Source organism: Paenibacillus sp. FSL H8-0317 (assembly GCF_045040685.1).
Classification (GTDB): Bacteria; Bacillota; Bacilli; order Paenibacillales; family Paenibacillaceae; genus Paenibacillus.
In genome coordinates, this window is record NZ_CP150294.1 from 6,881,164 (window position 1) to 6,903,755 (window position 22,592).

The 22,592-nt window shown below is 48.7% G+C and carries 18 protein-coding genes; 7 read left to right on the plus strand and 11 right to left on the minus strand.

The genetic code is table 11. The features are described 5' to 3' along the window. Window positions 1–434 precede the first annotated feature (434 nt). The 5 genes from MHB43_RS30645 to MHB43_RS30665 form a co-directional block, all read right to left on the minus strand. Window positions 435–1,439 carry a Gfo/Idh/MocA family protein gene (locus MHB43_RS30645; RefSeq protein WP_405130992.1) on the minus strand — a complete coding sequence of 335 codons (1,005 nt, stop codon included), beginning with the start codon at window positions 1,437–1,439 and terminating at the stop codon, window positions 435–437. 68 nt (window positions 1,440–1,507) lie between these two features. After that, entirely contained in the window at window positions 1,508–3,166 is a 1,659-nt protein-coding gene (locus tag MHB43_RS30650) for a glycerol-3-phosphate dehydrogenase/oxidase (RefSeq protein ID WP_405130993.1), read from the minus strand. A gap of 400 nt (window positions 3,167–3,566) precedes the next feature. Next, on the minus strand, window positions 3,567–5,054 hold the full coding sequence (gene glpK / locus MHB43_RS30655) for a glycerol kinase GlpK (RefSeq protein WP_339180343.1): 1,488 nt from the start codon (window positions 5,052–5,054) through the stop codon (window positions 3,567–3,569). 29 nt (window positions 5,055–5,083) lie between these two features. After that, window positions 5,084–5,650 carry a glycerol-3-phosphate responsive antiterminator gene (locus MHB43_RS30660; protein WP_339180346.1) on the minus strand — a complete coding sequence of 189 codons (567 nt, stop codon included), beginning with the start codon at window positions 5,648–5,650 and terminating at the stop codon, window positions 5,084–5,086. A 184-nt stretch (window positions 5,651–5,834) separates the two neighbouring features. After that, the gene (locus tag MHB43_RS30665; protein ID WP_339180347.1) at window positions 5,835–6,602 is read right to left on the minus strand and encodes a GTP cyclohydrolase II; all 768 of its coding nucleotides are present in this window, start codon (window positions 6,600–6,602) and stop codon (window positions 5,835–5,837) included. Between the two features lie 323 nt (window positions 6,603–6,925). Between MHB43_RS30665 and MHB43_RS30670 the strand changes: the two genes are divergently transcribed. The 4 genes from MHB43_RS30670 (at window position 6,926) to gntK (ending at window position 11,869) form a co-directional block, all read left to right on the plus strand. After that, window positions 6,926–8,200 carry an ABC transporter substrate-binding protein gene (locus tag MHB43_RS30670; protein ID WP_405130994.1) on the plus strand — a complete coding sequence of 425 codons (1,275 nt, stop codon included), beginning with the start codon at window positions 6,926–6,928 and terminating at the stop codon, window positions 8,198–8,200. A gap of 128 nt (window positions 8,201–8,328) precedes the next feature. Beyond that, complete coding sequence (locus tag MHB43_RS30675) at window positions 8,329–9,195, plus strand: carbohydrate ABC transporter permease (RefSeq protein WP_062837111.1); 867 nt, start codon at window positions 8,329–8,331, stop codon at window positions 9,193–9,195. A gap of 20 nt (window positions 9,196–9,215) precedes the next feature. Then, window positions 9,216–10,043, plus strand: coding sequence for a carbohydrate ABC transporter permease (locus MHB43_RS30680; RefSeq protein ID WP_036612996.1), 828 nt, complete (start codon window positions 9,216–9,218; stop codon window positions 10,041–10,043). Window positions 10,044–10,318: 275 nt separating this feature from the next. Continuing rightward, a complete protein-coding gene (gene gntK / locus MHB43_RS30685) occupies window positions 10,319–11,869 on the plus strand; it encodes a gluconokinase (protein WP_405130995.1) in 1,551 nt (516 codons plus the stop codon). A 394-nt stretch (window positions 11,870–12,263) separates the two neighbouring features. On the opposite strand, the gene MHB43_RS30690 is transcribed toward gntK, so the two are convergent. Both MHB43_RS30690 and MHB43_RS30695 read right to left on the minus strand, forming a co-directional pair. Beyond that, window positions 12,264–12,785, minus strand: coding sequence for a hypothetical protein (locus tag MHB43_RS30690; protein WP_339284646.1), 522 nt, complete (start codon window positions 12,783–12,785; stop codon window positions 12,264–12,266). Window positions 12,786–12,982: 197 nt separating this feature from the next. After that, window positions 12,983–13,372, minus strand: a complete 390-nt coding sequence (locus MHB43_RS30695) for a nuclear transport factor 2 family protein (RefSeq protein ID WP_405130996.1) — start codon at window positions 13,370–13,372, stop codon at window positions 12,983–12,985. Window positions 13,373–13,748: 376 nt separating this feature from the next. On the opposite strand from MHB43_RS30695, the gene MHB43_RS30700 reads away from it, so the two are divergent. The 3 genes from MHB43_RS30700 to MHB43_RS30710 all read left to right on the plus strand — a co-directional run bounded on the left by MHB43_RS30700 (window position 13,749) and on the right by MHB43_RS30710 (window position 16,004). Beyond that, window positions 13,749–14,045 carry a metalloregulator ArsR/SmtB family transcription factor gene (locus tag MHB43_RS30700; RefSeq protein WP_221820270.1) on the plus strand — a complete coding sequence of 99 codons (297 nt, stop codon included), beginning with the start codon at window positions 13,749–13,751 and terminating at the stop codon, window positions 14,043–14,045. Window positions 14,046–14,110: 65 nt separating this feature from the next. Then, complete coding sequence (locus tag MHB43_RS30705; protein WP_405130997.1) at window positions 14,111–14,926, plus strand: hypothetical protein; 816 nt, start codon at window positions 14,111–14,113, stop codon at window positions 14,924–14,926. 118 nt (window positions 14,927–15,044) lie between these two features. Further along, window positions 15,045–16,004, plus strand: a complete 960-nt coding sequence (locus tag MHB43_RS30710; RefSeq protein ID WP_145325010.1) for an MraY family glycosyltransferase — start codon at window positions 15,045–15,047, stop codon at window positions 16,002–16,004. A 110-nt stretch (window positions 16,005–16,114) separates the two neighbouring features. On the opposite strand, the gene cydC is transcribed toward MHB43_RS30710, so the two are convergent. From cydC to MHB43_RS30730, 4 genes are read right to left on the minus strand one after another with little or no spacing between them, the layout of a single operon-like run. Beyond that, window positions 16,115–18,052 (minus strand): thiol reductant ABC exporter subunit CydC, encoded by a 1,938-nt coding sequence (cydC, locus tag MHB43_RS30715; RefSeq protein WP_405130998.1) that lies wholly within the window; start codon window positions 18,050–18,052, stop codon window positions 16,115–16,117. A 1-nt stretch (window position 18,053) separates the two neighbouring features. Next, a complete protein-coding gene (locus MHB43_RS30720) occupies window positions 18,054–19,976 on the minus strand; it encodes an ABC transporter ATP-binding protein/permease (RefSeq protein WP_405130999.1) in 1,923 nt (640 codons plus the stop codon). Window position 19,977: 1 nt separating this feature from the next. Beyond that, window positions 19,978–21,033 (minus strand): cytochrome d ubiquinol oxidase subunit II, encoded by a 1,056-nt coding sequence (cydB, locus tag MHB43_RS30725; protein WP_405131000.1) that lies wholly within the window; start codon window positions 21,031–21,033, stop codon window positions 19,978–19,980. Further along, window positions 20,978–22,393 carry a cytochrome ubiquinol oxidase subunit I gene (locus MHB43_RS30730; RefSeq protein ID WP_405131001.1) on the minus strand — a complete coding sequence of 472 codons (1,416 nt, stop codon included), beginning with the start codon at window positions 22,391–22,393 and terminating at the stop codon, window positions 20,978–20,980. The genes cydB and MHB43_RS30730 overlap by 56 nt, the downstream gene beginning before the upstream one ends. Between the last annotated feature and the right edge of the window lie 199 nt (window positions 22,394–22,592).

Sequence of the window (22,592 nt, forward strand, 5' to 3'; positions counted from 1 at the left end):
ATTAAGTCCATCTTAACAGATGTCTTTTTTCTCTTGTCTACTAAAAGGGGATAATACCATACGTTTGACTTTCTTCTGAATATCCCGGTGAGTAATTTCTCTCGCAACAACATTCTAACCGAGGGTATTCCGCATGGCTCCCTTCATTTTCTGGAAACTCTTTTTACACAATTATATGGACACAACTATTGATATATAGTATAAATTTCGAATGGTTAATAAGAGAATTAAACATCAATAGTTAACGATTTACTTAAGGAACCGTAGTATCTCAACGGATAAAAGTAACGGACAGCTGAAATAAACGTGCTGTCCGTTACTTGAGTACATCTCACTACGCTAATCCAGTTGGGTTCTTATCTCAAATTGATGAATGTTAGGCTGATCTGCGGATCATTCCCTGATTCAGGCGTATTTATATTACCTTCAACCTTTTAATGAGAGAGATGTTTTGAAGGCTGAAGCTGTACAGGCAGACCGGAATCTGCTGATGCCAGCGCCGCCGTCGTAATCTCCTGTGTACGGCAGGCATCCGCATAATCGGACAGAATTCGTGAACGGTCCCCCGTACGCAGGGCGTGAATGAACGCTTCATTCTCACGCTCGTATGGATTATGTCCTGCCGGAATCTCCAGACCTGCCATCGCATGTTTTGCCGCACTTGGCAGAAGCAAACGTTCTGGCGTCCAATCCCACACGCCTGCATCCGTGTAGAACTGGAGCCCTGCGCCGCCCTCTCCATCTGGTAACAGACATGTATTGGCGATACTGGCAATCGCTCCACTTTCCAGCTTAAGCGTCACATTCGCCACATCGGCAACGGTCACATGCTCATGCTTCTCATGCATGCTTCGCTGAGCTGCTACAGCATATACCTCCGTAACTTCTCCTGCACAATACCGAAGCAAGTCTACAATATGTGTAGTCTGCTCTACGAATTGTCCTCCTGAACCGTCCTGACGCCGCCACCAGGCGACCCCTGGCATTCCGCCCATCCAGCGACCAATAGCCATGCCGACCGTCTGTTCTTTCATCGCTTGCTGCAGGACCTGCGCAGCCTCCTGATAACGGAAATGGTAACCTACAGAGGTTAACAAATCGTTCTTCTGTACCTGATCCAATACCTGACGCGGAACATCCATTCCGGTGCTCAACGGTTTCTCCACCAGGAATGGAATACCGCGGCGGATTAATTCGGACTCAATCGATCCGTGAGACATCGGAGGCACACAGATATACACCGCATCCAGCTTCTCACCATCCAGCATATGTTCAAGTTCCCCGTAACCCACAGCATCATAAACGGAGGCCATAGCCTCTGCCTTTTCGAGCGATGTTCCACAGACACTCGCAACACGAACACCTTCCATCCGTGCGAGAATATCCGCGTGTACCTTACTGAACCAGCCTGTTCCAATGATTCCGATCTGTAATGTCATGGATGTAATCCCCTCTCTATGTTACACGCTTACATGTTCCATTCGACTCTCGATCTTGAAATCCTGCCTCAGATTTTGCCGGATGCTTCCAGCAACAGCTGATCCAGCTCCTGTGTATGTTTAACCACTTCCTCTTCCGACCAGTCCAAACGACCAGCCATATACGAGATAACCGCTGCTTTATAGCGACGAACTTCATCAATACGGAAGAATAAATCACCTGTTCTTCGTACCAAAAAGTCAGACGGGGTTACAGCCATCTCTTCATCAATCGCGTAATGTAGCATAAGCAATAGCTCCTGTGGCATGCCATGAAGTTCTGACTTGGTTCGTGGATCGGGCATTCGCTCATATAATGCTTCCACATTGGAACCATACGTGCAGACCAGCCGCTCCGCAGCAGGCCGAGCAAGCCCCAAGGCAACACCATCCTTGATCTTGCGCTCCGCATACGATACAAATCCAGCCGATCCCCCTACATCACCGCCGGAGATGGGCATCTTTTTCGTTACACAAGGGCCTATGGAATGCCCACTCTCCTGCTCCATCTGGCGTGCGACCAGATCAACAACCATCTCGGCCATTTTACGGTATCCGGTTAATTTGCCCCCGGCAATCGTAATCAGGTTGGAATCGGATACCCAGACTTCATCTTTACGTGAAATTTCGGAAGGATTCTTGCCTTCCTCATGAATTAGTGGTCGTACACCCGCCCATCCAGATTCCACATCCTCGGTACCAATGTGTACATCTGGAAACATGCCATTAACTGCATCAATCACATAATCGCGGTCCGAGTCGGAGATTAGCGGGTGTGCAGGATCGTCCTGATATACGGTGTCGGTTGTGCCTACATAGGTTTTGCCATCACGTGGGACAGCAAACACCATTCGACCATCTGGTGTATCAAAATAGACGGCCTGTCTTAATGGGAATCGTTCACCATCAAAGACCAAATGAATGCCTTTGGTCATCTGCAGTGTTTTCCCCTGGCGCGAACCGTCCAATTCCCGCAGACCGTCCACCCATGGACCGGAAGCGTTGATCACCTTACTTGCTTTTAGCGTATACATCTGCCCATCGATCTGATCCGTAGCTTCAATACCTGTAATCTTGCCATTCTCCTTCAGGAAACCTTTCGCCTTGACGTAGTTCACTGCCTGTGCCCCACGTTTGACAGCTTCTTTCATAACTTCAATGGTGAGCCTGGCATCATCAGTCCGGTACTCCACATAGAGTCCACCACCCAACAACCCCTGTTTGCGCAGCAAAGGTTCACTATCCGACACCGCTCCAGCATTCAACATTTGGCGCCGTTCACTGCGCTTCACCCCGGCGAGCCGGTCATACACCATCAATCCAATGGATGTGCTGAAGCGGCCGAACGTACCTGCCGTATAGATCGGTAACAACATCGGTTCCGGTGTTGTCACATGTGGCCCATTCTCATAAACGACAGCCCGCTCCCGTCCTACCTCAGCAACCATCTTCACTTCATATTGCTTCAAATAACGCAATCCGCCATGGACAAGTTTGGTCGAACGACTGGATGTACCTGCTGCAAAATCCTGCATTTCGACAAGCGCCGTCTTCAATCCACGGGAAGCCGCGTCCAATGCAATCCCTGCGCCTGTAATCCCGCCGCCAATAATTAATACGTCAAAATGTGCATTCGCCATGCTTTGCAAATATTCGGTCCGGTGTGCTGACGAGAACGTTTCTGTCATTCTTGAACCTCCCACTGATTTCCTTAATCTTTCCGTAAAAAAACAAAAAAAGGACCACGTCATTCGCTCAGCAATTGCTGAGCGGCACGTGGTCCCTCCCGATCTCCAGACATCATTTTTTAACTTGTGCCTTTATCCTATCACAGATTTTTGACGGCGTGAAGTCCTGAAATGACACATTATTCAAAAAAAATTCAAAAAGTTGTTCTGCCAAAGGATGGAATTTCAAATGAATCCACTAACCTTGTTTTTTTCCTTATAGTGGGTATATATTTTGCTCTCTCCAGGAAGAATAACCCTGTAAATCATGCATCATTTTCCACCAGTAAATATCATTTATAACATATGTTTAGTTAAAAAGTACAAATACCCACACCAAGAGATATTCATTTCATTCCTTTTATTTAAAAGCCATTGCTGCATTCACTGCACGCTTCCAGCCTGTATACAGTTCTGTCCGTTGTTCCTCAGCCATAACAGGATGGAAGACACGCTCCGTATTCTCATGATCGGCCAATTCATCCGCGTTCGTCCAATACCCAACCGCCAAACCTGCCAGATAAGCCGCACCCAATGCAGTCGTTTCGTTCACCGTTGGGCGTTCGACAGGAATGCCCAGAATATCACTCTGGAACTGCATCAGGAAATCATTAGCCGCCGCCCCGCCATCGACACGCAGAGCATGCACAGGAATACCCGAGTCGGATTCCATAGCCTCCAGTACATCTTTGGTCTGATACGCCAATGCTTCCAGTGTAGCGCGGATAAAGTGTTCCTTCGTCGTGCCGCGGGTCAGGCCAAACACTGCACCCTTGACCTCACTATCCCAATACGGACTGCCCAGTCCCACAAATGCAGGTACCATATACACGCCATCTGTCGAAGGCACGCGTGAGGCGTAGTCCTCACTATCTTTTGAAGAGCGTAGCATTCTTAATCCGTCACGCAGCCATTGAACCGCTGAGCCTGCAACAAAAATGCTGCCTTCAAGCGCATATTCCACCTTGCCATTCATCCCCCAGGCAATGGTCGTAATCAGTCCGTGATCCGATTGTACCGGGTTCTCTCCCGTATTCATGAGCATGAAGCAACCGGTACCATATGTATTTTTCATACTGCCCTTGGTATAACAGCCCTGACCAAACATCGCTGCCTGTTGATCTCCTGCTGCCCCCGCAATCGGAATCCGATGACCGAAGAAATGATAGTCTGTTGTGTGAGCATACACCTCGGATGAACCTCGCACTTCTGGCAGCATGGCCTTAGGAATGTCGAGGACATCCAACAATTCGTCATCCCATTGCAGATCATAGATGTTATAGATCAGGGTACGTGAGGCATTGGATATATCCGTGACATGTGTGCCCCCGCTTAGTTTCCAGATCAGCCAGCTATCAATCGTGCCAAACAACAGTTCACCCTTCTCTGCCCGCTCTCGGGCACCAGGGACATGATCCAGAATCCATTTCACCTTTGTCCCCGAGAAGTAGGGATCGATCAATAATCCTGTTTTGCGGCGAAAAAGATCCCCGAGACCCTGCGTCTTCAATTCTTCACAGATATCTGCGGTCTGTCTGGATTGCCATACCACTGCATTATAGATGGGTCTGCCTGTTTCTTTGTCCCATACCACAACGGTCTCACGTTGATTCGTAATTCCAATTCCGGCAATCTGGACAGGCTTAATTCCGCTCTCTGCCAGACATGAAGCCATCACGGCAAGAATGGAACTCCAGATTTCGTTGGCATTCTGCTCTACCCAACCCGGCTTGGGGAAATATTGGGGGAATTCCTGCTGAGCAATGTGCACAATCTCCCCGCCGTGGTTAAATAGAATGGCCCGGGAGCTCGTCGTTCCTTGGTCCAGAGCCAAAATATATTTTTCCATACAGACAACCTCCAGTTGTGGGTTCTTTTTTATGTAAGCGATTTCTCAAAGTGTCGGATCAGATCTGCGTTGGATGTGGTCACTGCCGTAGCCCCGACGCCAAGCGCAAGTTCAACCTCTTCCGGTGAACGGATCAATCCCCCTGCAATAATGGGTATCCCTGTACGCACAGATACTTCCGCAATAATATGCGGAATGACGCCAGGTAGTACTTCAATATAATCCGGTTGGGTTTTAGCCAGCAGCAGATAACTTTTCTCCAGTGCATGGGTATCGAGCAGAAAAATACGTTGTATGGCTGTAATGCCTTTCTGCTTCGCCTTTTGAATTACACTTGCCCTTGTAGAGATCAGTCCTGCCGGGCGAATATGCTGACACAGATACTCTGCCGCATACTCATCGTTCTTCAATCCCTGTACCAGATCTGCATGCAAAAGTATCTTTTTGTCATATCGCCGCGCCTCGTCCATTACACTCTGAAGCTGTGCAATATGGGTTTCCAGCATCACCCCATAGGTATAAGGGCCTTCAATCATCGCTTCAAACTGCTTCATGCTCTTTGCAGCCGGCAATATACGTTGTCCCTCAAATGGCACCTTGGTTCCTCCCGCATTCATCAGATGCCTATATTGTATAATCCGCACTGTGGGAACGGCAAGCCATTCCATGAATCAGGAAACCCTGATCGCTATCCTATCCTCCATACAAAAAAGCCGCTGCTGTACTTCTCCATAACGAAGAGTACTACAACGACTAATCAACTACGTCTATTAATAATGATTAAGCCTGCGCATGCGGAAGCAGCGTCTCTGCCCCAGCCCAACCATCATTTTCTGACAAGTGACCGGAACGATTCACTTTTGTTTGCAGATACTTCTCGTTGAAAGCAGAACGATCCCCCCATAGTGGCACACGTCCACCCACATTTAATCCCGCTTCCTGCAAGGCAGCCAGCTTCCGTGGATTGTTGGTGATCAATGTAACCGGAGCAGAGCGAAGCGCACGTAATACAGCAATCGCATCGTCATAATTACGAGCATCGTCCGTGAATCCGAGCTGCAAGTTTGCATCTACCGTATCCAGACCTTCTTCTTGCAAAATGTACGCCATGGCTTTGCTGAACAGACCAATGCCACGTCCCTCATGGTTGGCAAGGTAGAACAGGGCACCTGCTCCGTGAGCGGCAATCATCTTCATAGATTGCTCCAATTGGAAGCCGCAATCACAGCGTTTGCTGCCAAAGATGTCGCCTGTATGACAGATGCTATGCATCCGGATCAGCGCTTCTTGTGCGTTGGCAAAGTCACCATACACCAGAACACTGGATTGTTGACGCTCTGCCAGTTCAGCTTCAGCAAGAGATTCAATTAACTCGCCGCTCTCCATCGCTTTTTCCGATTTCATCCAGCTGTACCACTGGAATGTCTTGGTCTCTCCATCGAGGTTTACGGGGAGCTTAATCGGCCCCACGAGGTATATAAACTCTTTTCCACTCGGAAAAGTCTGAATTTTGGGGGCAAGTAGTTGAATAATATGTGCATTGATCATTGTCGTTCCTCCTGTTTAGGCCAACTTGTATGTTGATTGATTCGCATCCAGAGCGAAAATGGATCACTTGGATATTATATAGTACGTATCTATATTATTTTCATCATCATTAGTTACTTTATGTAAGTTAGTTTAGAATAAAAATTATAAAGTGTCAAGTAACTTTTATTTTTAAAGTAACTACCAAAATTATGTTACGCAACGGACACAAATATGTGTTTCATTTCGGGAATATTGGGTATGAGTTTATAAACTGCTCATACACTAATGTTGTAGTCCAAAGCACTTCATGCCTCGAACTTAACAATGAGGGGGTTATGCACATGATCCGCCGGAAAAGAACATGCTGGACAGCCATACTGATGATCTGCGTCCTGCTCATAAGCGGATGCTCCATCTGGCCCGGACAGGACGATTCAGCGAACAACAAAAAGGTAGCGCTTACACTATGGTACTGGAATCGTTCCATCGATGATAAGTTGATTGCCAGGGCTAAGGAAAAGTTCCCCAATATTGAACTGACAGCTCAGAAAATCGGCGGTGATTTCAAAGCAAAGCTCAAAACAACACTCGCTGCACGCTCAGGTGAACCAGACATTGTGGCATTGAACGACTGGATCATGGAGCTATTCCCCAGTGAGGACCGTTTCTATAATCTGTATGATCTCGGTGCAGGAGATATTGAAGACCAATATCTGCCGTGGAAATGGAAGCAAGGCGTTACACCAAGTGGACAGATGATCGGGTTTCCGATGGATACCGGACCGACTGCCCTCTTCTACCGGGAAGATCTGTTTAAGGAAGCCGGATTGCCATCTGAACCCGAAGACGTTACACGCCAGATTAACAGCTGGGATGCATATGCCGCTGCTGGAGAACAGCTCAAGGAGAAATTCGGAGGCAAGGTATATCTGACCGATAACATTGGAAGCGTTTACAACCAAGTGCTGTCCCAAGGAGCTGAACGTTATTTCCGTCCGGATGGTTCATTCATCGGCATGGATTCTGCTCTGGTACGAACAAGCTGGGATACCTCCATAGCTTTCAAAGAGAAGGGACTACTTGCCAATGCAGACGGCTGGACTCCGGGCTGGAACGCCGCAATGAATAATGGCGAAATCGCCTCGTTCGTAGGTGCTGTCTGGATGAAACAAGTTCTTCAGGAAGCCGCTCCCGATACATCCGGGAAGTGGCGGGTCGCTCGGGCACCAGGGGGAGATGGCAATAACGGGGGATCCTTCCTGTCCATCCTGAAGTCGAGTGAACATCCTCAGGAAGCCTTTGAACTGGTTCGCTGGCTGCAAAGTCCCGAGAATCAGCTCGAGCAATATCAGACATTGAACCTGTTCCCTTCTGCCCCAGGTGTATTTGATGACCCTGCCATGAAAGAAGAAGAACCTTTCTTCGGCGGACAGGCGACGGGGCCGGTATTTGCCGAATCGGCACAGCAAGTGCCGGATGCCTTTTTTGGAGAAAGATACCCCTCCGTACACAACATTATTACTCGAAGGCTAAATGATGTCGCGAAGCAAAATGCCGATCCTCAGCAGGTCTGGACGGATACGGTGCACCGCGTCGAGCGGGAATTACAGCGTTAACCTGAAGAACGTGTGGTTTCGTTATCCGCAAAGGAGGAATTCATATGGCTGTAACTGAACCTCGTCTTACTCCCGATCCCGGAAATGCAAGACCTGATCTGGATCGGCAGAAGTCACTGTGGTCCAGGATGTGGGAGCATCGTGCACTTTATGTTGCGATATCGCCGTTTTATATTCTGTTTGCGGTATTTGGCCTGTTCCCGATCGGGTTCTCACTCTATCTGGCTTTTCATAAATGGGATGGCATCGGTGTCATGACGTACAACGGACTCAACAATTTCAAATACATGCTGACCGATGCCGAGTTCTGGCAAGCCGTGGGCAATACGTTCATGATCTGGATCTATTCGACGATTCCGATGCTCTTCTTCGCATTGATTATTGCCTTTCTGCTGCATGCACCATTTGTGAAGTTCCGTACATTATTTCGGGTCGGTTATTTCCTGCCAAACGTCACATCCATCGTGGCGGTGGCCATCATCTTCGGTGCCTTGTTTGCCAACAATTATGGCTTTCTCAATTATCTGTTGCAGTCGGTCGGGCTACCGGTTGTGGAGTGGCTAAATGCACCATGGGGCATTAAAGTCGCAATCTCCTCCATGGTAGTCTGGCGCTGGACCGGATATAACGCCGTCATCTATCTGGCGGGATTACAGAGTATCCCGCAGACATTATACGAAGCTGCCAAGATTGACGGCGCATCAGCGATACAGTCCTTTTTCCGAATTACGATTCCGATGCTGCGTCCTGTGATCCTGTTTACGGTCATTACATCAACGATTGGCGGTATGCAGCTGTTCACTGAGCCGCAAGTATTAGTAGGCAATGATGGTGGCGCGGGTGCAGCAGGTATGACGATTGTACTGTACCTCTACCGTGAATCCTTCATTAACAATTACTTTGGATATGGTGCTGCTGTTGGCTGGGGTATGTTCCTCATTATCGCCCTGTTCTCGATTGTGAACTGGAAGCTTGTTCAAGGCAAATCATCCTGATGTGATAAGGGGGAGCGCACATGGCGACCAAACACCTCAAATCGCTGGTGTTGTATACCGGTCTTATCGGGGGCATGCTCATATCCATGTTCCCGTTCTATTGGCTGATTGTAATGTCCACCCGGACAACGTCCGATATCTATAAGTTCCCGCCCCAGCTCTGGTTCGGGGGTGAACTGTGGAATAACATCACGCGGGTGTTGCAGCAGATTGATTTCTGGGGAGCTTTTCTGAATACGTTGTTTGTGTCAGGCCTCGTAACGATCCTGGTGCTGTTTTTTGACTCACTGGCGGGGTTTGCGTTTGCGAAGTTTGAATTTCCCGGCAAAAAGTGGCTCTTCATCCTGCTGCTCGCGACCATGATGGTACCTTCCCAGCTGTCGCTGGTGCCTTCCTTCGTGCTGATGGCAACGTTCGGTTGGGTCGGTTCCTTCAAAGCCCTCATTATTCCGGGCATGGTGAACGCCTTCGGCATCTTCTGGATTCGCCAATATGCTACGGAGTCGATTCCGAACGATCTGCTGGATGCAGGCCGCATCGACGGCTGTAATTTCTTCCGACTCTATTGGAACGTGGCGCTGCCAATCTTGCGACCTGCCTTTGCTTTCCTCGGCGCGTTCACCTTCATCGGCGTATGGAATGATTATCTGTGGCCTTTGATCGTCCTGACGGATGAACGCAAATATACGTTGCAGATTGCGTTGTCTCAATTAAACGGACTGTATAACACAGACTATGCCATGGTTATCGCTGGTACGTTGCTTGCCGTCATTCCGCTCATCGTTATGTTCCTGTTCATCAGCCGACAGTTTATCTCGGATATTGCGGCAGGAGCAGTGAAGGACTAAGATTGTGGCATTTTGATCCATCCCTCAAGTCTGATATTCTTATCTATAGTTGAAATAACAGATGCCATATAAGTTGGATGAATAGCGCCACGTGCGCGAAGGGGACAGAAAGGGCCTGAAGAAATGGAATGTTCGCATTTATAACCAAATTTCTCCCTTTGAAGAGGGAATCAAGAAATTTGGGGATAACGGCGATCGGAAGGCTTTCTGTACCCGAAGTGTTAACGTGTAACAGCATTCATTCACTTATATATTTAAGAAAGAGGGATGACAAAATGGCTTCTTCACCCTATATGATCGGCGTAGATATCGGCACGACCTCCACCAAGGCCGTCTTGTTCGAACAGAACGGAACCATTGTGGCTCAAGGCAGTGCCGATTATCCGCTACACACCCCCACACCTGCGATTGCGGAGCAGGATGCGGAAGATATTTTCAAAGCAGTCATCGAATCCGTTAAACAGGCCACGTCCAAAGCGGGAGTGAAGCCAGAGGACATCCTGTTTGTATCCTTCAGTTCGGCCATGCACAGCATTCTGCCTGTCAATCAACACGGCAAACCGCTAATGCGGGCCATGACTTGGGCAGATAATCGCAGTGCCGAGTGGACCGAAGCACTCAAATCGGAGATGAATGGTCACGAAATCTATCTGAGAACAGGTACGCCGATTCACCCGATGTCCCCTCTCACCAAGATTATGTGGCTCACCCGGGATCAACCGGAACTGTTCAGACAGACGTACAAATTCATATCCATGAAAGAATATGTTTTCTATAAACTATTCTCTGAATACGTCATTGACCACTCGATGGCCTCCGCCACCGGGCTCATGAATCTGGAGAAACTCGACTGGGATGCAGAAGCGCTACATGTGGCGGGCATTACGCCGGAACACCTATCCCGATTGGTCCCAACCACACATGTGTTGAAACATGGACTGCACCCGGAATACGCCAAGGAGATGGGCATTGCGGTCACCACACCATTTGTCATCGGAGCCAGTGATGGTGTGCTCTCCAACTTGGGCGTGAATGCCATTGACCCAGGCGTCGTGGCCGTAACCATTGGTACTAGCGGAGCGATTCGTACGGTCGTGGATAAACCAGTGACCGATCCAAAAGGACGTTTCTTCTGTTATGCGCTCACGGAGGATGCCTGGGTCATTGGCGGACCGGTTAACAATGGCGGTGTTATTTTCCGCTGGATTCGGGACGAGTTTGCGGCTTCCGAGGTGGAAACGGCGAAACGACTTGGCATCGATCCGTATGAAGTGCTCACTCGTGTTGCTGAGAACGTACCTCCCGGTTCGGAAGGTCTCTTGTTCCATCCGTACATGACAGGTGAGCGGGCTCCGCTCTGGAATCCGAACGCACGGGGTTCGTTCTTCGGCCTGACGCTGCATCATAAGAAAGAACATATGATTCGCGCTGCGCTAGAAGGTGTGTTGTTCAACCTTTATACCGTCATGCTGGCAATTGAAGAAAAGATCGGTCGTCCGAAGAAAATTCAGGCGACAGGCGGCTTCGCCCGCTCTGAGTTGTGGCGTCAGATGATGGCAGATATTTTCGATCAGGATGTCATCATTCCTGAAAGTATCGAAAGCTCCTGCCTCGGCGCAGCTGTACTGGGCTTGTACGCCCTTGGCCGCATCGATTCCCTGAGTGCCGTCTCCGGCATGATCGGATCAACACATCGGCACCAGCCTGACCCGGAAAGTGTCCGCGTGTACCGTGAACTGCTGCCGATCTTCATCCGCATCTCCCGTAAGTTTGAAGAAGAGTATGCGGATATCGCTGCTTTTCAGAATAAGACGATGCAGGGGTAGGGAAGGCGTGGGATGTTACACGTCCGAGATTCAAAAAGTCGAACATGGAATACGCTAACGAATCGTAGACGTCTTATTTGAAGCTTTTAGCATGTTTTCAAAATCTAACGAACCTGAGCCACCTTATATCGGCTTTCATGGGCAAAAACCTGCACAAGAACTGAAAATTTAGCCTATTAACGTGTCTGTGGTTCGTTAGAAAATTACTTTTGCCAAATACCCTCCAATAGCATGTGTACAGTTCGTTAGAATTAATACGAGATGCCGTAAGTTAAAGAGACCCACCCCGCCATGGTTATGTCCATATGGGAATGGGCTTTTTTTCATGCACAGACTATATAAACTCTATTTAGATTGGATCAAATTTATCTCTCATCATACTTGGAGCTTCCCTTTATGTTCTATTAAAGTATCCAGGGGCCGCCACAGCAACCGTCCTAAAATAGAAAAACCTCTTTTCCAGTTCCTGATTCTCTGGCGTAAACTCGGTCAGAAACTCAACTGAATTCATCATTTCTTCGGTCATCACGCTAGGTCTCCACAAAGCCAATTGGATGTCTTTGAAAATAAAAGAAAATCCCAACTCCGCATCGATGTCTCGAGTATATGGTGTTTTACTATCTATTAGCTTAACGAGATCATCAGCCTTTGTTCGAAAGACATCAATATTATCATATGTAAGGACAACATCAGATTCATCAGGTGGATAATCGTGTGGATTAGTTACTTCAATGAAATAGAGTTTATGTTCCGAATCATACTCCATTTGGTTGTAGAGCTGACTAATCTCCGGGGTGATGCACTCAATGATCTCTTCTACCTCTGATTTACTCATTCCCAACTTAAATGGTCCAATACCGACCATCGGTATGACCTCTAAAGGTTCCATGGCGTTTCGGTTCCCAACTTCGTTCATGTAGTTCACTCCTCTTTATTCCAACAAATAAGAATTATAACATTCATCCCTTTATTCTAATCCTACCCTAAAAAGAAGGATTGAGCATGCTGGGTATAACAAAACCCCACAGCATGAAAAAGCGGTGGAGTTAAGGTTTCCTATCTTTTATGGATTCAGATTTCTAACAACTATAGAACTGAAATCCTAGATTTTAATTACTGATTATACTTGCTGAACGCATTCTGGTCGGCCTGTACATTCTCCAGATACACAATCTGTCCCGCATCATTTACACGTGCGATATCGATGCCTGCTTTGGCATATACCGTTCCGTCTGCCGCTTGTCCACATACCGCCCAGTTGGTCTGGTAGCTGCCGTCGGGCTGTTGCACCCACGCATCCCACATATGTTTTATATCCTTATTGTATTCGTAAAAAGCTTTCATGAAACCGTCGAATCCTGTTCTGCTGGTGCCGTTAAGCACAATCTCTGCGTCAGGTGTAAACAGGGACAATAAGTCCTCCATGGCGCGCTCGTCTGTGCGTGAAGCATCAAATAAACGGAAATAGTTGTTCAACATCGTAGTTGTATTTGTGGTACTCATTTATATTCCTCCTAGAATTAAAAGCCGTTTTCCAATCTTTCAGTTCGAATATTTTCGAACTAATTGAAAAGAAATGTATCATACTTCTTATACTCCCCGCAAGAGATATATAAGTTGAGACCGACTTTTACACTAACACGGAGAGTGCAGAACCAATCTGAAGAAGCGAAGCGTTCGCCTTTATCAACGGATTTTTCCCTTGGACCAAGGGAATAAAGAAAATCTGGGGATAAGAGCGATCGAAAGATGGTACTGCAATCGGAGTAAACAAGTGTAATAGTTACAAGTTCAACTTCTATAGTTCGAAATATTTCAAACATTGAAAGGTACAGCCGAATATGCTAACGTCATAGATATGAGAACTCCAACGATACCTATGGCTTCGGAATTCAAGCTGACCACGGTCTGCAATGCATTGGGTGATCCAATACGCATGAAAATTGCACACTGTCTGGCCAGCTCTGGCGAGAAAAACTGTTCCGCCTTCGAAGTAGACCATATTTCCAAATCCACGTTGTCCCATCACATCAAAATTTTGCGTGAAGCTGGCGTGATCCAGCCGCGTATTGTAGGTAAACAGCACTTTTATTCCCTACGAAAGGAAGAACTAAATACACGTTTTCCAGGACTAGTCGAGATGATTCTGAATACATCCGCGGAATACGCACATTAAGCAGGTCTGAGATAGAATAATCACAATGATCATGATCGCAATTCCCATATAAGGAGGCTAACCATATGGACAAAAAAGCGGCAAAGATACTGCTGAGCACATTCTGGGGAGGCGGCGGCTGGAAAACAACTTCCGCACCCTTCTCTGGAGATGAATTTGAATATGCCAAGAGCAAAGGCGTTATGTTCGACCCACTCACGATCACGCATGATGAGATTGTCCAGCGTCTGTACGCCATGCATCAGGATGACTCCTTCAAGGAACGCGTGATTTCGGCCTTTCTACATAGTCTGTCCACCAAAAAAGTCTACCTGCGCAGCGCATTATCCAGCTGGGCTTTAACATCGAACATGCCTTTACACACCTACGCGGAACGCCCTGCCCTTCACGCTAATACCAGTGCCTGTGGAGATTGCAATTTCCTGCGTTTGCAGTCAGACAAGGAATATTCCAACGTCGACCTAAACGTCCTGAACTTTGAACGGATCAAGTGGGGCGGCGTACGGCATGGCTGGCTTATCTACTGCCTGATGGATCTGGAATTACTGCTTCAGGACAACGATGCAAGTTATGAAGTAACTCCTGAAGACCAAGCCATCCTGGTCAACCTGCTTAAAGCAGCTCAGACGGAAGACCCCAAAGACAGTGCTCGCTCACTGGAGAAAAAGTGGAAGGATCTCTTCCCTTCCAGCAAACAGGAGCGAGATGCCCTGCTGGAAATCTGGGCGGCAGCAGGCATACTGGTTCCTGGAGATAAACCAAGAAAACGCAAAGGTGGTTCCAGCGATTTTGTCTTTGCAGCAACCTGGCATGGTGATGATGGATATCATGCTGAAGCCGTAAAACATTATTTTGGCTCCTATCTTCCTCAAATGCGATAAAACCTGAACTTTTGCTCACCTTTGCGTACGTCTGGTTACAATAATGACATCGACAGATTTCCTGTTTAACTCGTATAATAAGGGGAAATTGGTAGATGGGAGTGAAACAAGCGAGTTTATGGTATACATACTGGCTTTTATAGTGTCTTTTGCTGTCGTGGTTCTGCTTATTCCGCCGCTTGGTCGACTGGCTCATCGGCTCGATTTTGTGGACAAGCCTCGAGAAGATGTGGAGCGTAAGCTGCACAGGCAACCTATCCCGCTCACGGCGAGTTACGCGATATTTACTGGATTTTTCCTGACATACATTGCTCTGACGAAAGAAATCACATGGGAAACGGCGGCCCTGGTCGCTGGTGGTATGCTTTTGCTAACGATTGGTACCGTCGACGACTGGTACAAAACAAAAGGCAAAGATTTCCCTGCCCTGCCCAAGATGCTCGTACAGGTCTCTGCGGCAGTACTCGTATTTGCTTCAGGTATTGCGTTCACCGGATTCGTGAATCCCTTCAACGCGGAATATGTCATGCTTCCAATCTGGCTGCAATTCATTCTAACGATCCTGTGGATCTTCGGGGTGACAACAGTCATCAACTTCTCGGACGGCATGGACGGACTGGCTGGCGGATTATCGGCCATCTCGGCGATTACCCTGTTCATCGTGGCCCTTGCCAAAGGCCAAAGTGATTCTGCACTCATGTCGATCATTCTGGTCGGTGTGACGATCGGTTATCTGAAGTACAACAAAGCTCCTGCCAAAGTGTTCATGGGCGATGCAGGTGCTACGTTCCTCGGCTTCATTCTGGCGGTTATTGCTCTGGATGGTGCATTCAAACAAGCAACCATGTTGTCCATTTTCATTCCGATTCTGGCGCTGGGTGTACCGATCTTTGATAACATCTTTGTCGTTATTAAACGCTTCATTCAAGGTAAAGCGATCTATCAGGCCGATGCAAGTCAAGCTCATTATCGACTGCTGCGTGCCGGATTGAATCATAAACAGGTTGTTGCTGTGCTCTATCTCGTCAGCACTTGTCTGTGTCTGTCCTCCATTATTTTAATGTTGGTGGAAATGTAATTATCCGCAACCAAAAGCGGTCATATCGAAATGTAAAAAGAGACGAGTCCAAGATTTCTTGGCTCGTCTCTTTGTTATGCTTATATGGTTCGGCGCTAACAGGCTCCCACTTATCTCGAAGCTACGGGTGGCAACGGTTGTGTCTGTTGCTGCCGACCTGTCCATCCGGGTCGATCAAGTTCGATAAGACGGCGGTATCGCTCTTCTCCAGACAGCAATTGTTCGTGAGAACCCTGCATGGCAATTTTTCCATTTTCCATAAAAATAAGTTCGTCCATCTGTTCCGCACCAATCAGGTGATGGGTGACCCAGATCATCGTTTTGCCTTGCAAGCTGTCCAGAATGGTCCGCATCAGTTCGCGTTCCGTCACCGGATCAAGCCCTACGGTTGGTTCATCCAATATAATAACAGGTGTCTCTCGGAGCAGTACCCGGGCCAGAGCAATCCGTTGCCTTTCCCCACCGGAGAAACGCAGCCCCGTCTCCAGCATCGGTGTATCATATCCCTGCGGCAAGGATTCGATCAGACCGGATAACCCTACTTGGGCGGCCACCTGACGAATCTCCTCATCCGTTGCATGTGGACGACCAATCCGCAAATTATTGGCTACCGTGGTGTCGAACAGGTGTGGGCTCTGATTCAGCACTGCGATGACATCAGTGACACTTTCACCCAAGGTCTGCACAGACATATTATTGATCAGAACTTTCCCCGCAGACGGAAGCAAAGCCCCCTGAATGAGTTTCAACAATGTCGATTTGCCGCCGCCGCTTCGTCCAAGGATAGCCAGACGTTTGCCTTGTGGCAGATGAAGAGACACATCCTGTACAGCGTAAGAATCATCTGCTGCATAACGGTAACTAACGCGATTGATCTCGATGTCTGCTCTTAGTTTGGGAGGAATGCGAAGACGAATTCGTCTATCCCGAATATCATTCGCAGCTGGCAAGGACTCAGATGGCTGTCCAGCCAATCCGTTGCCGTTTTTTACTGCAGAGATCGATTCGCCCGTCCCGTCAACATCACCGGCTCCATTCTGCACCGGAAGATGCTCTTTCCCTTCTAGCTGTTTCAAGCGATCCAGCGATTCCCGATACTGGGGAAGATGCTCCACCGCATCCCCTACAGGCAGAATTGATTCCGTGAGCGGAAATAATACCAATACAAAAGCAGCAATCATCACGGCAGGCAATTGCCCGATAGAAGCGGCATTTCCGGCCCATAGCGTAACCGATACCACCAGCAGGCCAATGACAGACTGAGCCATCAGATCACGCCAGCGTGTCCAGCGCCGCAACTTGCGACGAATCGCGTCGACCTGTTCCTCCGCTTCTTCCTGCTGCTGAACAAATTCGGCCGCTCGTCCACTTGCAAGCCAATCTCCCAGTCCAAGTACACCGTCGGTCAGACGGGTATACAACCTGCTGTTTTCCTTTTTCAGCCGCACACGCCATTTCCACGTCACTTTCAGGGAGATCGCAGGTAACGCGGCAACGAGAAATAACATATACAAGCCCATCCACACCGCAAATCCCAGATCAACACTGCCAAAGGCAATCACAGCCCCACCGTACATCACAAGCGCGGTAACGGCGGGGAAGACTGTACGCAGATAAATATCCTGCAGCCGCTCCACATCATCGGCGAGTGCTCCAAGCACATCTCCGGTCTGCATACGAGAGCGCAGGAACAGAGCCTGTGGCTCCAGAATGCGATATAATTTCACCCGTTGATCGGCCAACACCCGCAGTACGGCATCATGTCCTGCCAATCGCTCGATATATCGAAACACGGCGCGGAATATCCCAAATGCACGTACACCAACAATAGGTACATACACCATCAAAATATTTTCAGGACGCAGCGCAGACTTGGAGATCAGAAATCCGGAGGTAAACAGCAACAGTACCGCACACAGCGCAGCACAAGTGCCTAGCGCAATGACTGCGATGAATCTCCACCGGTACTGTGCCACATACGGAGAAATCCAGCTATTTTTTTCTTTTCCGTTACGGACGGTCTCCATATGCTCATATCCGGACTTCATTTTATATCGCCTCCATCTGGGCCTGAATCATCTGATAATATACACCTTGTCGTGCCAGTAATTCCTGATGTGTTCCCGTCTCTGCCACCGTGCCGCCATCCATGACAATGATCTGATCCATATGTGGCATCCAGTGCAGACGATGGGTAGCCAAAAATACAAGTTTGCCTTCAAACAGTGGCAGCATCGTCTGTTTCAGTTCATACTCTGTTTCCACATCCAGATGAGCTGTCGGTTCATCAAGCAACAGGATGTTTCGTTTACTAAGCAAAGCTCTTGCCAGAGCCACCCGTTGCTCCTGCCCACCACTGAGCTGTCTGCCACCAGCCCCAATGAGCTCATGCAGCCCACCGGATAATGAAGACAGTAGCTTGGTTAATCCAGCTGCGCTAATGGCCTTCGCCACTTCCGCATTCGATGCCTCCGGCATGTAGAAACGAACGTTATCGGCCAGGCTTCCACTAAAGATATACGGATGCTGCGGAATGGCTGCCGTCTGTCTTTGCCAAGATTCGAGCATATCTGGTGTAACCGGCTGGCCGTTAGCCAGTACTTGACCTGAAGTAGGCAGCTGAAATCCAGCCAATACGTCAATCAACGTGGACTTTCCTGCTCCGCTGGCACCAATAACACCGATTTTGCCAAGACCCGTGATCTGAAATGTGACATCCTTTAGCGAATAAGGACCTTCATCATCATGCCGTACCTGTACATCCGTTAGTGCCAACCTGCTATTCTCATTCCAAGAGAATACCGAGGAAGAGGAAGAAACAAGCTCAGGAGTAGTAGAAACAGAAGCAGGATCAGGAGCAAGATGCCCCGCAGCCGTTTTATCGTTCAACACGACACGTATGGTCGAAGTGCCTGCTTTCCTTTTACCCGAAGATAACGATGATGCAGATCCCGTCCCATCCTCTGCCATGTCCGCATGCGCAACAACGTTTGCATAAGCTTCTTTCTGTTTCTGTTTCTGTTCAGCGGCTTTCCCCCGTTCAATCACCTGATTAATGGCCGCTCCGGCTTCCTTACCGTCCAAAGTGGCATGATAATCAGCGCCGAGCATACGTACAGGCAGGAAATATTCGGGTGCCAGAATCAGTACCGTCAAAGCAGGGCCGAGCAGCATATGCCCCTCCGTCAGACGTAATCCCAGACCAACTGCTACGGAAGCAACGGGCAGCATGGTGAAGAAATCGAGGGCAAACGAAGAAAGAAAGGCCATACGCAAGGTAGACATCGTTGCTTTCCGATATCGCTGACTGACCCGCAGAATGGACCCTTCGTGTGTTTTGCTCTGCCCCAATGTTTTTAGCGTTTCCAGCCCCCGCAGGGTATCAACAAAATGGTTAGCGAGTGCTTTGTAGGATCGGAATTGTCCGTCTATCTTCCGCTGCGCTGCGAGGCCAATCAGAATCATGAACACAATCAGGATTGGGAGTGTCAGCATCAGAATAACCCCGGACATCAGATCCAGCTTGAACACATACAGCAGAATGACGATGGGTGTGAATCCTATGCCCAGCATACGAGGAATGAATAGTTCGAGATACGTCTTGTATTGTGCTGTTCCCTCACGTGCCAGCGTAACCAGATGACCTGTGCCCTCCGTCTTGGCATAACGCGGTCCAAGCCTGAACCACTGCTCCACCATCTGTCTGCGCAGATCGGTTCCTGTTCTCTCCGCATATCTTGAGGTCACGAGTTGTAACCAGAAGGATAGGGCGTAGCGGGCGGCAAAAGCAGCCAGGAACAGCAGCAGTACCGGGTACTGCTCCGTTACGGATGAACCTTCAAACAATGCCGTGATGGCCTGTGCCAGCCATTTGGCTTGCATAATGATCGTCATCGCCTGCAACAGTACCAGCGCTGATGCCAGCGCGAGTACAGGCCGGATGCCCGGCAGCTTCAGCAGCCCCCGTCCCATATCAGTACTCCAGGTGGTGCTGCTCGTTCAGGCGTTTGCGGAAGATATAATAACTCCAGATCTGATAGCCGAGAACAAACGGCAGCAATGTGCAAGCTACAATGGTCATTACTTTCAATGAATAAGCACCCGATGCGGCATTGTATACAGTCAGGTCATACGCCGCTCCAAAGGAACTCACCATCACTCTTGGGAACAATCCGATAAAGACCGAGGCAAAGGCAATGGCAATTACTGCCCCTGTCATACCAAAAGCCCAGCCTTCACGCTTCTGACGGACAAAGTATGCGGCAAGTGCAAGCGAGACTGCGCCAAGTACAACCATGATCCAAAGAGCCCAGCCGCGTACGGCGAACACATCGGTCATGAAATACGTCATTAACGCGTAAACAGCGAGTAGTGCAGCCAGCGGCAGCATCAATTTTTGTGCTGTCTTCAAGGCACGCTCTCTGAGATCACCTACTGTCCGTAGTGATGCAAACAGCAATCCATGTACCAGACACAGCAGGGTTACGCTCAAGCCGCCAATTACGGTGTACGGATTAACGATATCGAGGAATCCTGCACGCAACTGCATCTCCCCATCAATGGGCAGACCTTTCATCAACGTGGCAAAGACCACTCCGAACAGGAAAGGCAAGAGCGCGCTGGAGACCACAATGATGATGTCCCACGTTCTGCGCCAGCGCTGCTGTTTCATTTTACTGCGGAATTCGAAGGCAACACCGCGGCCAATCAGGGCCAGCAACACCACCACAAGTGGCAGGTAAAAACCACTGAACAACGTCGCATACCAATGCGGGAAGGCAGCAAACATCGCGCCCCCTGCTGTAATCAGCCATACTTCATTACCATCCCAGAACGGACCGATCGAGTTGATCAGGGTCCGGCGTTCGCGGTCTGTTTTGGCAATAATGCCTGTAGACATCCCCACACCAAAATCAAAACCTTCCAAAAAGAAGAAACCGACAAACAATACGGCAATCAGCAAAAACCACAACTCACTTAGTGACAACGGAATAACCTCCATCCACGCCGAACGGATCGGCCGATTCATCGTGATCTTCCGGCTTCTCGACCGCAAACGGTCCTGCTTTGATCTCACGTACGAACAGGTATACCATCACGATTCCGAGAACCGTATACGCAGCGGTAAAAGCGATGGTCGAGAACAGGATCATTCCTGCGGATACGTTCGGCGAGACCCCGGCTTCGGTAGTCATATAACCAAATACCGTCCATGGCTGTCTTCCAACCTCGGTCATGATCCAACCTGACGTATTGGCGATAAACGGCAAAGATATGGCAAATACCATCAGACGCATAAAGCAATTTCCAGCGACCTCCAGCTTCTTGCGCATAGCCAGAAACGTACCGTACAGAGCCAGCACAATCATCAAACCACCCGCAGCGATCATGATGCGGAAACTCCAAAATGTTGTACGTACCGGCGGGATGTAGTCCCCCGGTCCATACGTCTGCTCATACTCGGCCTGGAGCTCCTTCATGCCTTTGACACTACCGGAGAACTTGCTGTAAGACAGGTAACTGAGCAATCCAGGGATTTTGATCTCACCCGTGTTCTCCTGTTTATCCGGATCAATAAAAGCGACCACCGTCCATGGGGCCGGATCTTCTGTCGTTGTCCATGTGCCCTCACTCGCTGCCATCTTCATCGGCTGTGTCTCCACCAGATATTGCGCCTGGAAGTGACCCGAGAATGCGACGCCGAATGAAGAAACAAGAGAGATAATGATCGCAATATTAAACGATTTGCGGAAGATCTCCACATCCTGCTTTTTCATCAATTTGTAGGCACTGATCCCGGTTACGACGAAGGCCCCTGTCATCAATGCCCCAAAGATTGTATGTGGGAACTCGACAAGAAGCTGACCATTCGTGATAAGTGCAAAGAAATCATTCATCTCGGCTCGGCCGTTGTTAATCTCAAACCCAACAGGATGTTGCATAAATGAATTGGCTGCCAGAATCCACAGCGCGGACAGGAATGTGCCGACAAACACCAGCCAGATGCAGGCCAGATGCACTTTTTTGGACAAACGATCCCATCCAAATATCCATAATCCAATAAATGTAGACTCCATAAAAAACGCCAGTAGCGCTTCAATAGCCAGTGGCGCACCGAATACGTCCCCGACAAATCGGGAGTACTCGGACCAGTTCATACCAAACTGGAACTCTTGCAAAATACCTGTGACTACCCCGACAGCAAAGTTAATCAGGAACAGCTTGCCCCAGAACTTGGCCATCGTTTTGTAGATCTCCTTACCCTTAACAACGTACAACGTCTCCATGATCGCAACCAACAGTACAAGACCGATGGATAGCGGCACAAAAAAGAAATGGAAAATCGTTGTAAGTGCATATTGGATACGCGATAACATAATCGGATCCATACCGTTACCCCTTCTTTCTGTTCACTTCGCAGTATGCGTATTTGGCATTGAAGCTGCACCTTCGCTGTCTGTCCGCCAAATACGTTGATGAACGTATTGTGCCAGATTACCTATTTTATACATGTGAGAATTATCACAATCTTCGTCTCTAGCGCAAAAAAAAGTGATCCTGGTCACATAAAAGATAAAATCCAGCCTA

What these genes read in the sequence shown, in the direction of transcription:
- MHB43_RS30700 (WP_221820270.1), top strand. Translation starts at nt 13,749, where the DNA reads ATGGCTTCGGAATTCAAGCTGACCACGGTCTGCAATGCATTGGGTGAT.
- MHB43_RS30675 (WP_062837111.1), top strand. Translation starts at nt 8,329, where the DNA reads ATGTGGGAGCATCGTGCACTTTATGTTGCGATATCGCCGTTTTATATT.
- MHB43_RS30730 (WP_405131001.1), bottom strand. Translation starts at nt 22,393, where the DNA reads ATGGATCCGATTATGTTATCGCGTATCCAATATGCACTTACAACGATT.
- MHB43_RS30710 (WP_145325010.1), top strand. Translation starts at nt 15,045, where the DNA reads ATGGTATACATACTGGCTTTTATAGTGTCTTTTGCTGTCGTGGTTCTG.
- MHB43_RS30720 (WP_405130999.1), bottom strand. Translation starts at nt 19,976, where the DNA reads ATGGGACGGGGGCTGCTGAAGCTGCCGGGCATCCGGCCTGTACTCGCG.
- glpK (WP_339180343.1), bottom strand. Translation starts at nt 5,054, where the DNA reads ATGGAAAAATATATTTTGGCTCTGGACCAAGGAACGACGAGCTCCCGG.
- MHB43_RS30705 (WP_405130997.1), top strand. Translation starts at nt 14,111, where the DNA reads ATGGACAAAAAAGCGGCAAAGATACTGCTGAGCACATTCTGGGGAGGC.
- cydC (WP_405130998.1), bottom strand. Translation starts at nt 18,052, where the DNA reads ATGAAGTCCGGATATGAGCATATGGAGACCGTCCGTAACGGAAAAGAA.
- MHB43_RS30645 (WP_405130992.1), bottom strand. Translation starts at nt 1,439, where the DNA reads ATGACATTACAGATCGGAATCATTGGAACAGGCTGGTTCAGTAAGGTA.
- gntK (WP_405130995.1), top strand. Translation starts at nt 10,319, where the DNA reads ATGGCTTCTTCACCCTATATGATCGGCGTAGATATCGGCACGACCTCC.
- MHB43_RS30690 (WP_339284646.1), bottom strand. Translation starts at nt 12,785, where the DNA reads ATGAACGAAGTTGGGAACCGAAACGCCATGGAACCTTTAGAGGTCATA.
- MHB43_RS30695 (WP_405130996.1), bottom strand. Translation starts at nt 13,372, where the DNA reads ATGAGTACCACAAATACAACTACGATGTTGAACAACTATTTCCGTTTA.
- MHB43_RS30650 (WP_405130993.1), bottom strand. Translation starts at nt 3,166, where the DNA reads ATGACAGAAACGTTCTCGTCAGCACACCGGACCGAATATTTGCAAAGC.
- MHB43_RS30670 (WP_405130994.1), top strand. Translation starts at nt 6,926, where the DNA reads ATGATCCGCCGGAAAAGAACATGCTGGACAGCCATACTGATGATCTGC.
- cydB (WP_405131000.1), bottom strand. Translation starts at nt 21,033, where the DNA reads ATGAATCGGCCGATCCGTTCGGCGTGGATGGAGGTTATTCCGTTGTCA.
- MHB43_RS30665 (WP_339180347.1), bottom strand. Translation starts at nt 6,602, where the DNA reads ATGATCAATGCACATATTATTCAACTACTTGCCCCCAAAATTCAGACT.
- MHB43_RS30680 (WP_036612996.1), top strand. Translation starts at nt 9,216, where the DNA reads ATGGCGACCAAACACCTCAAATCGCTGGTGTTGTATACCGGTCTTATC.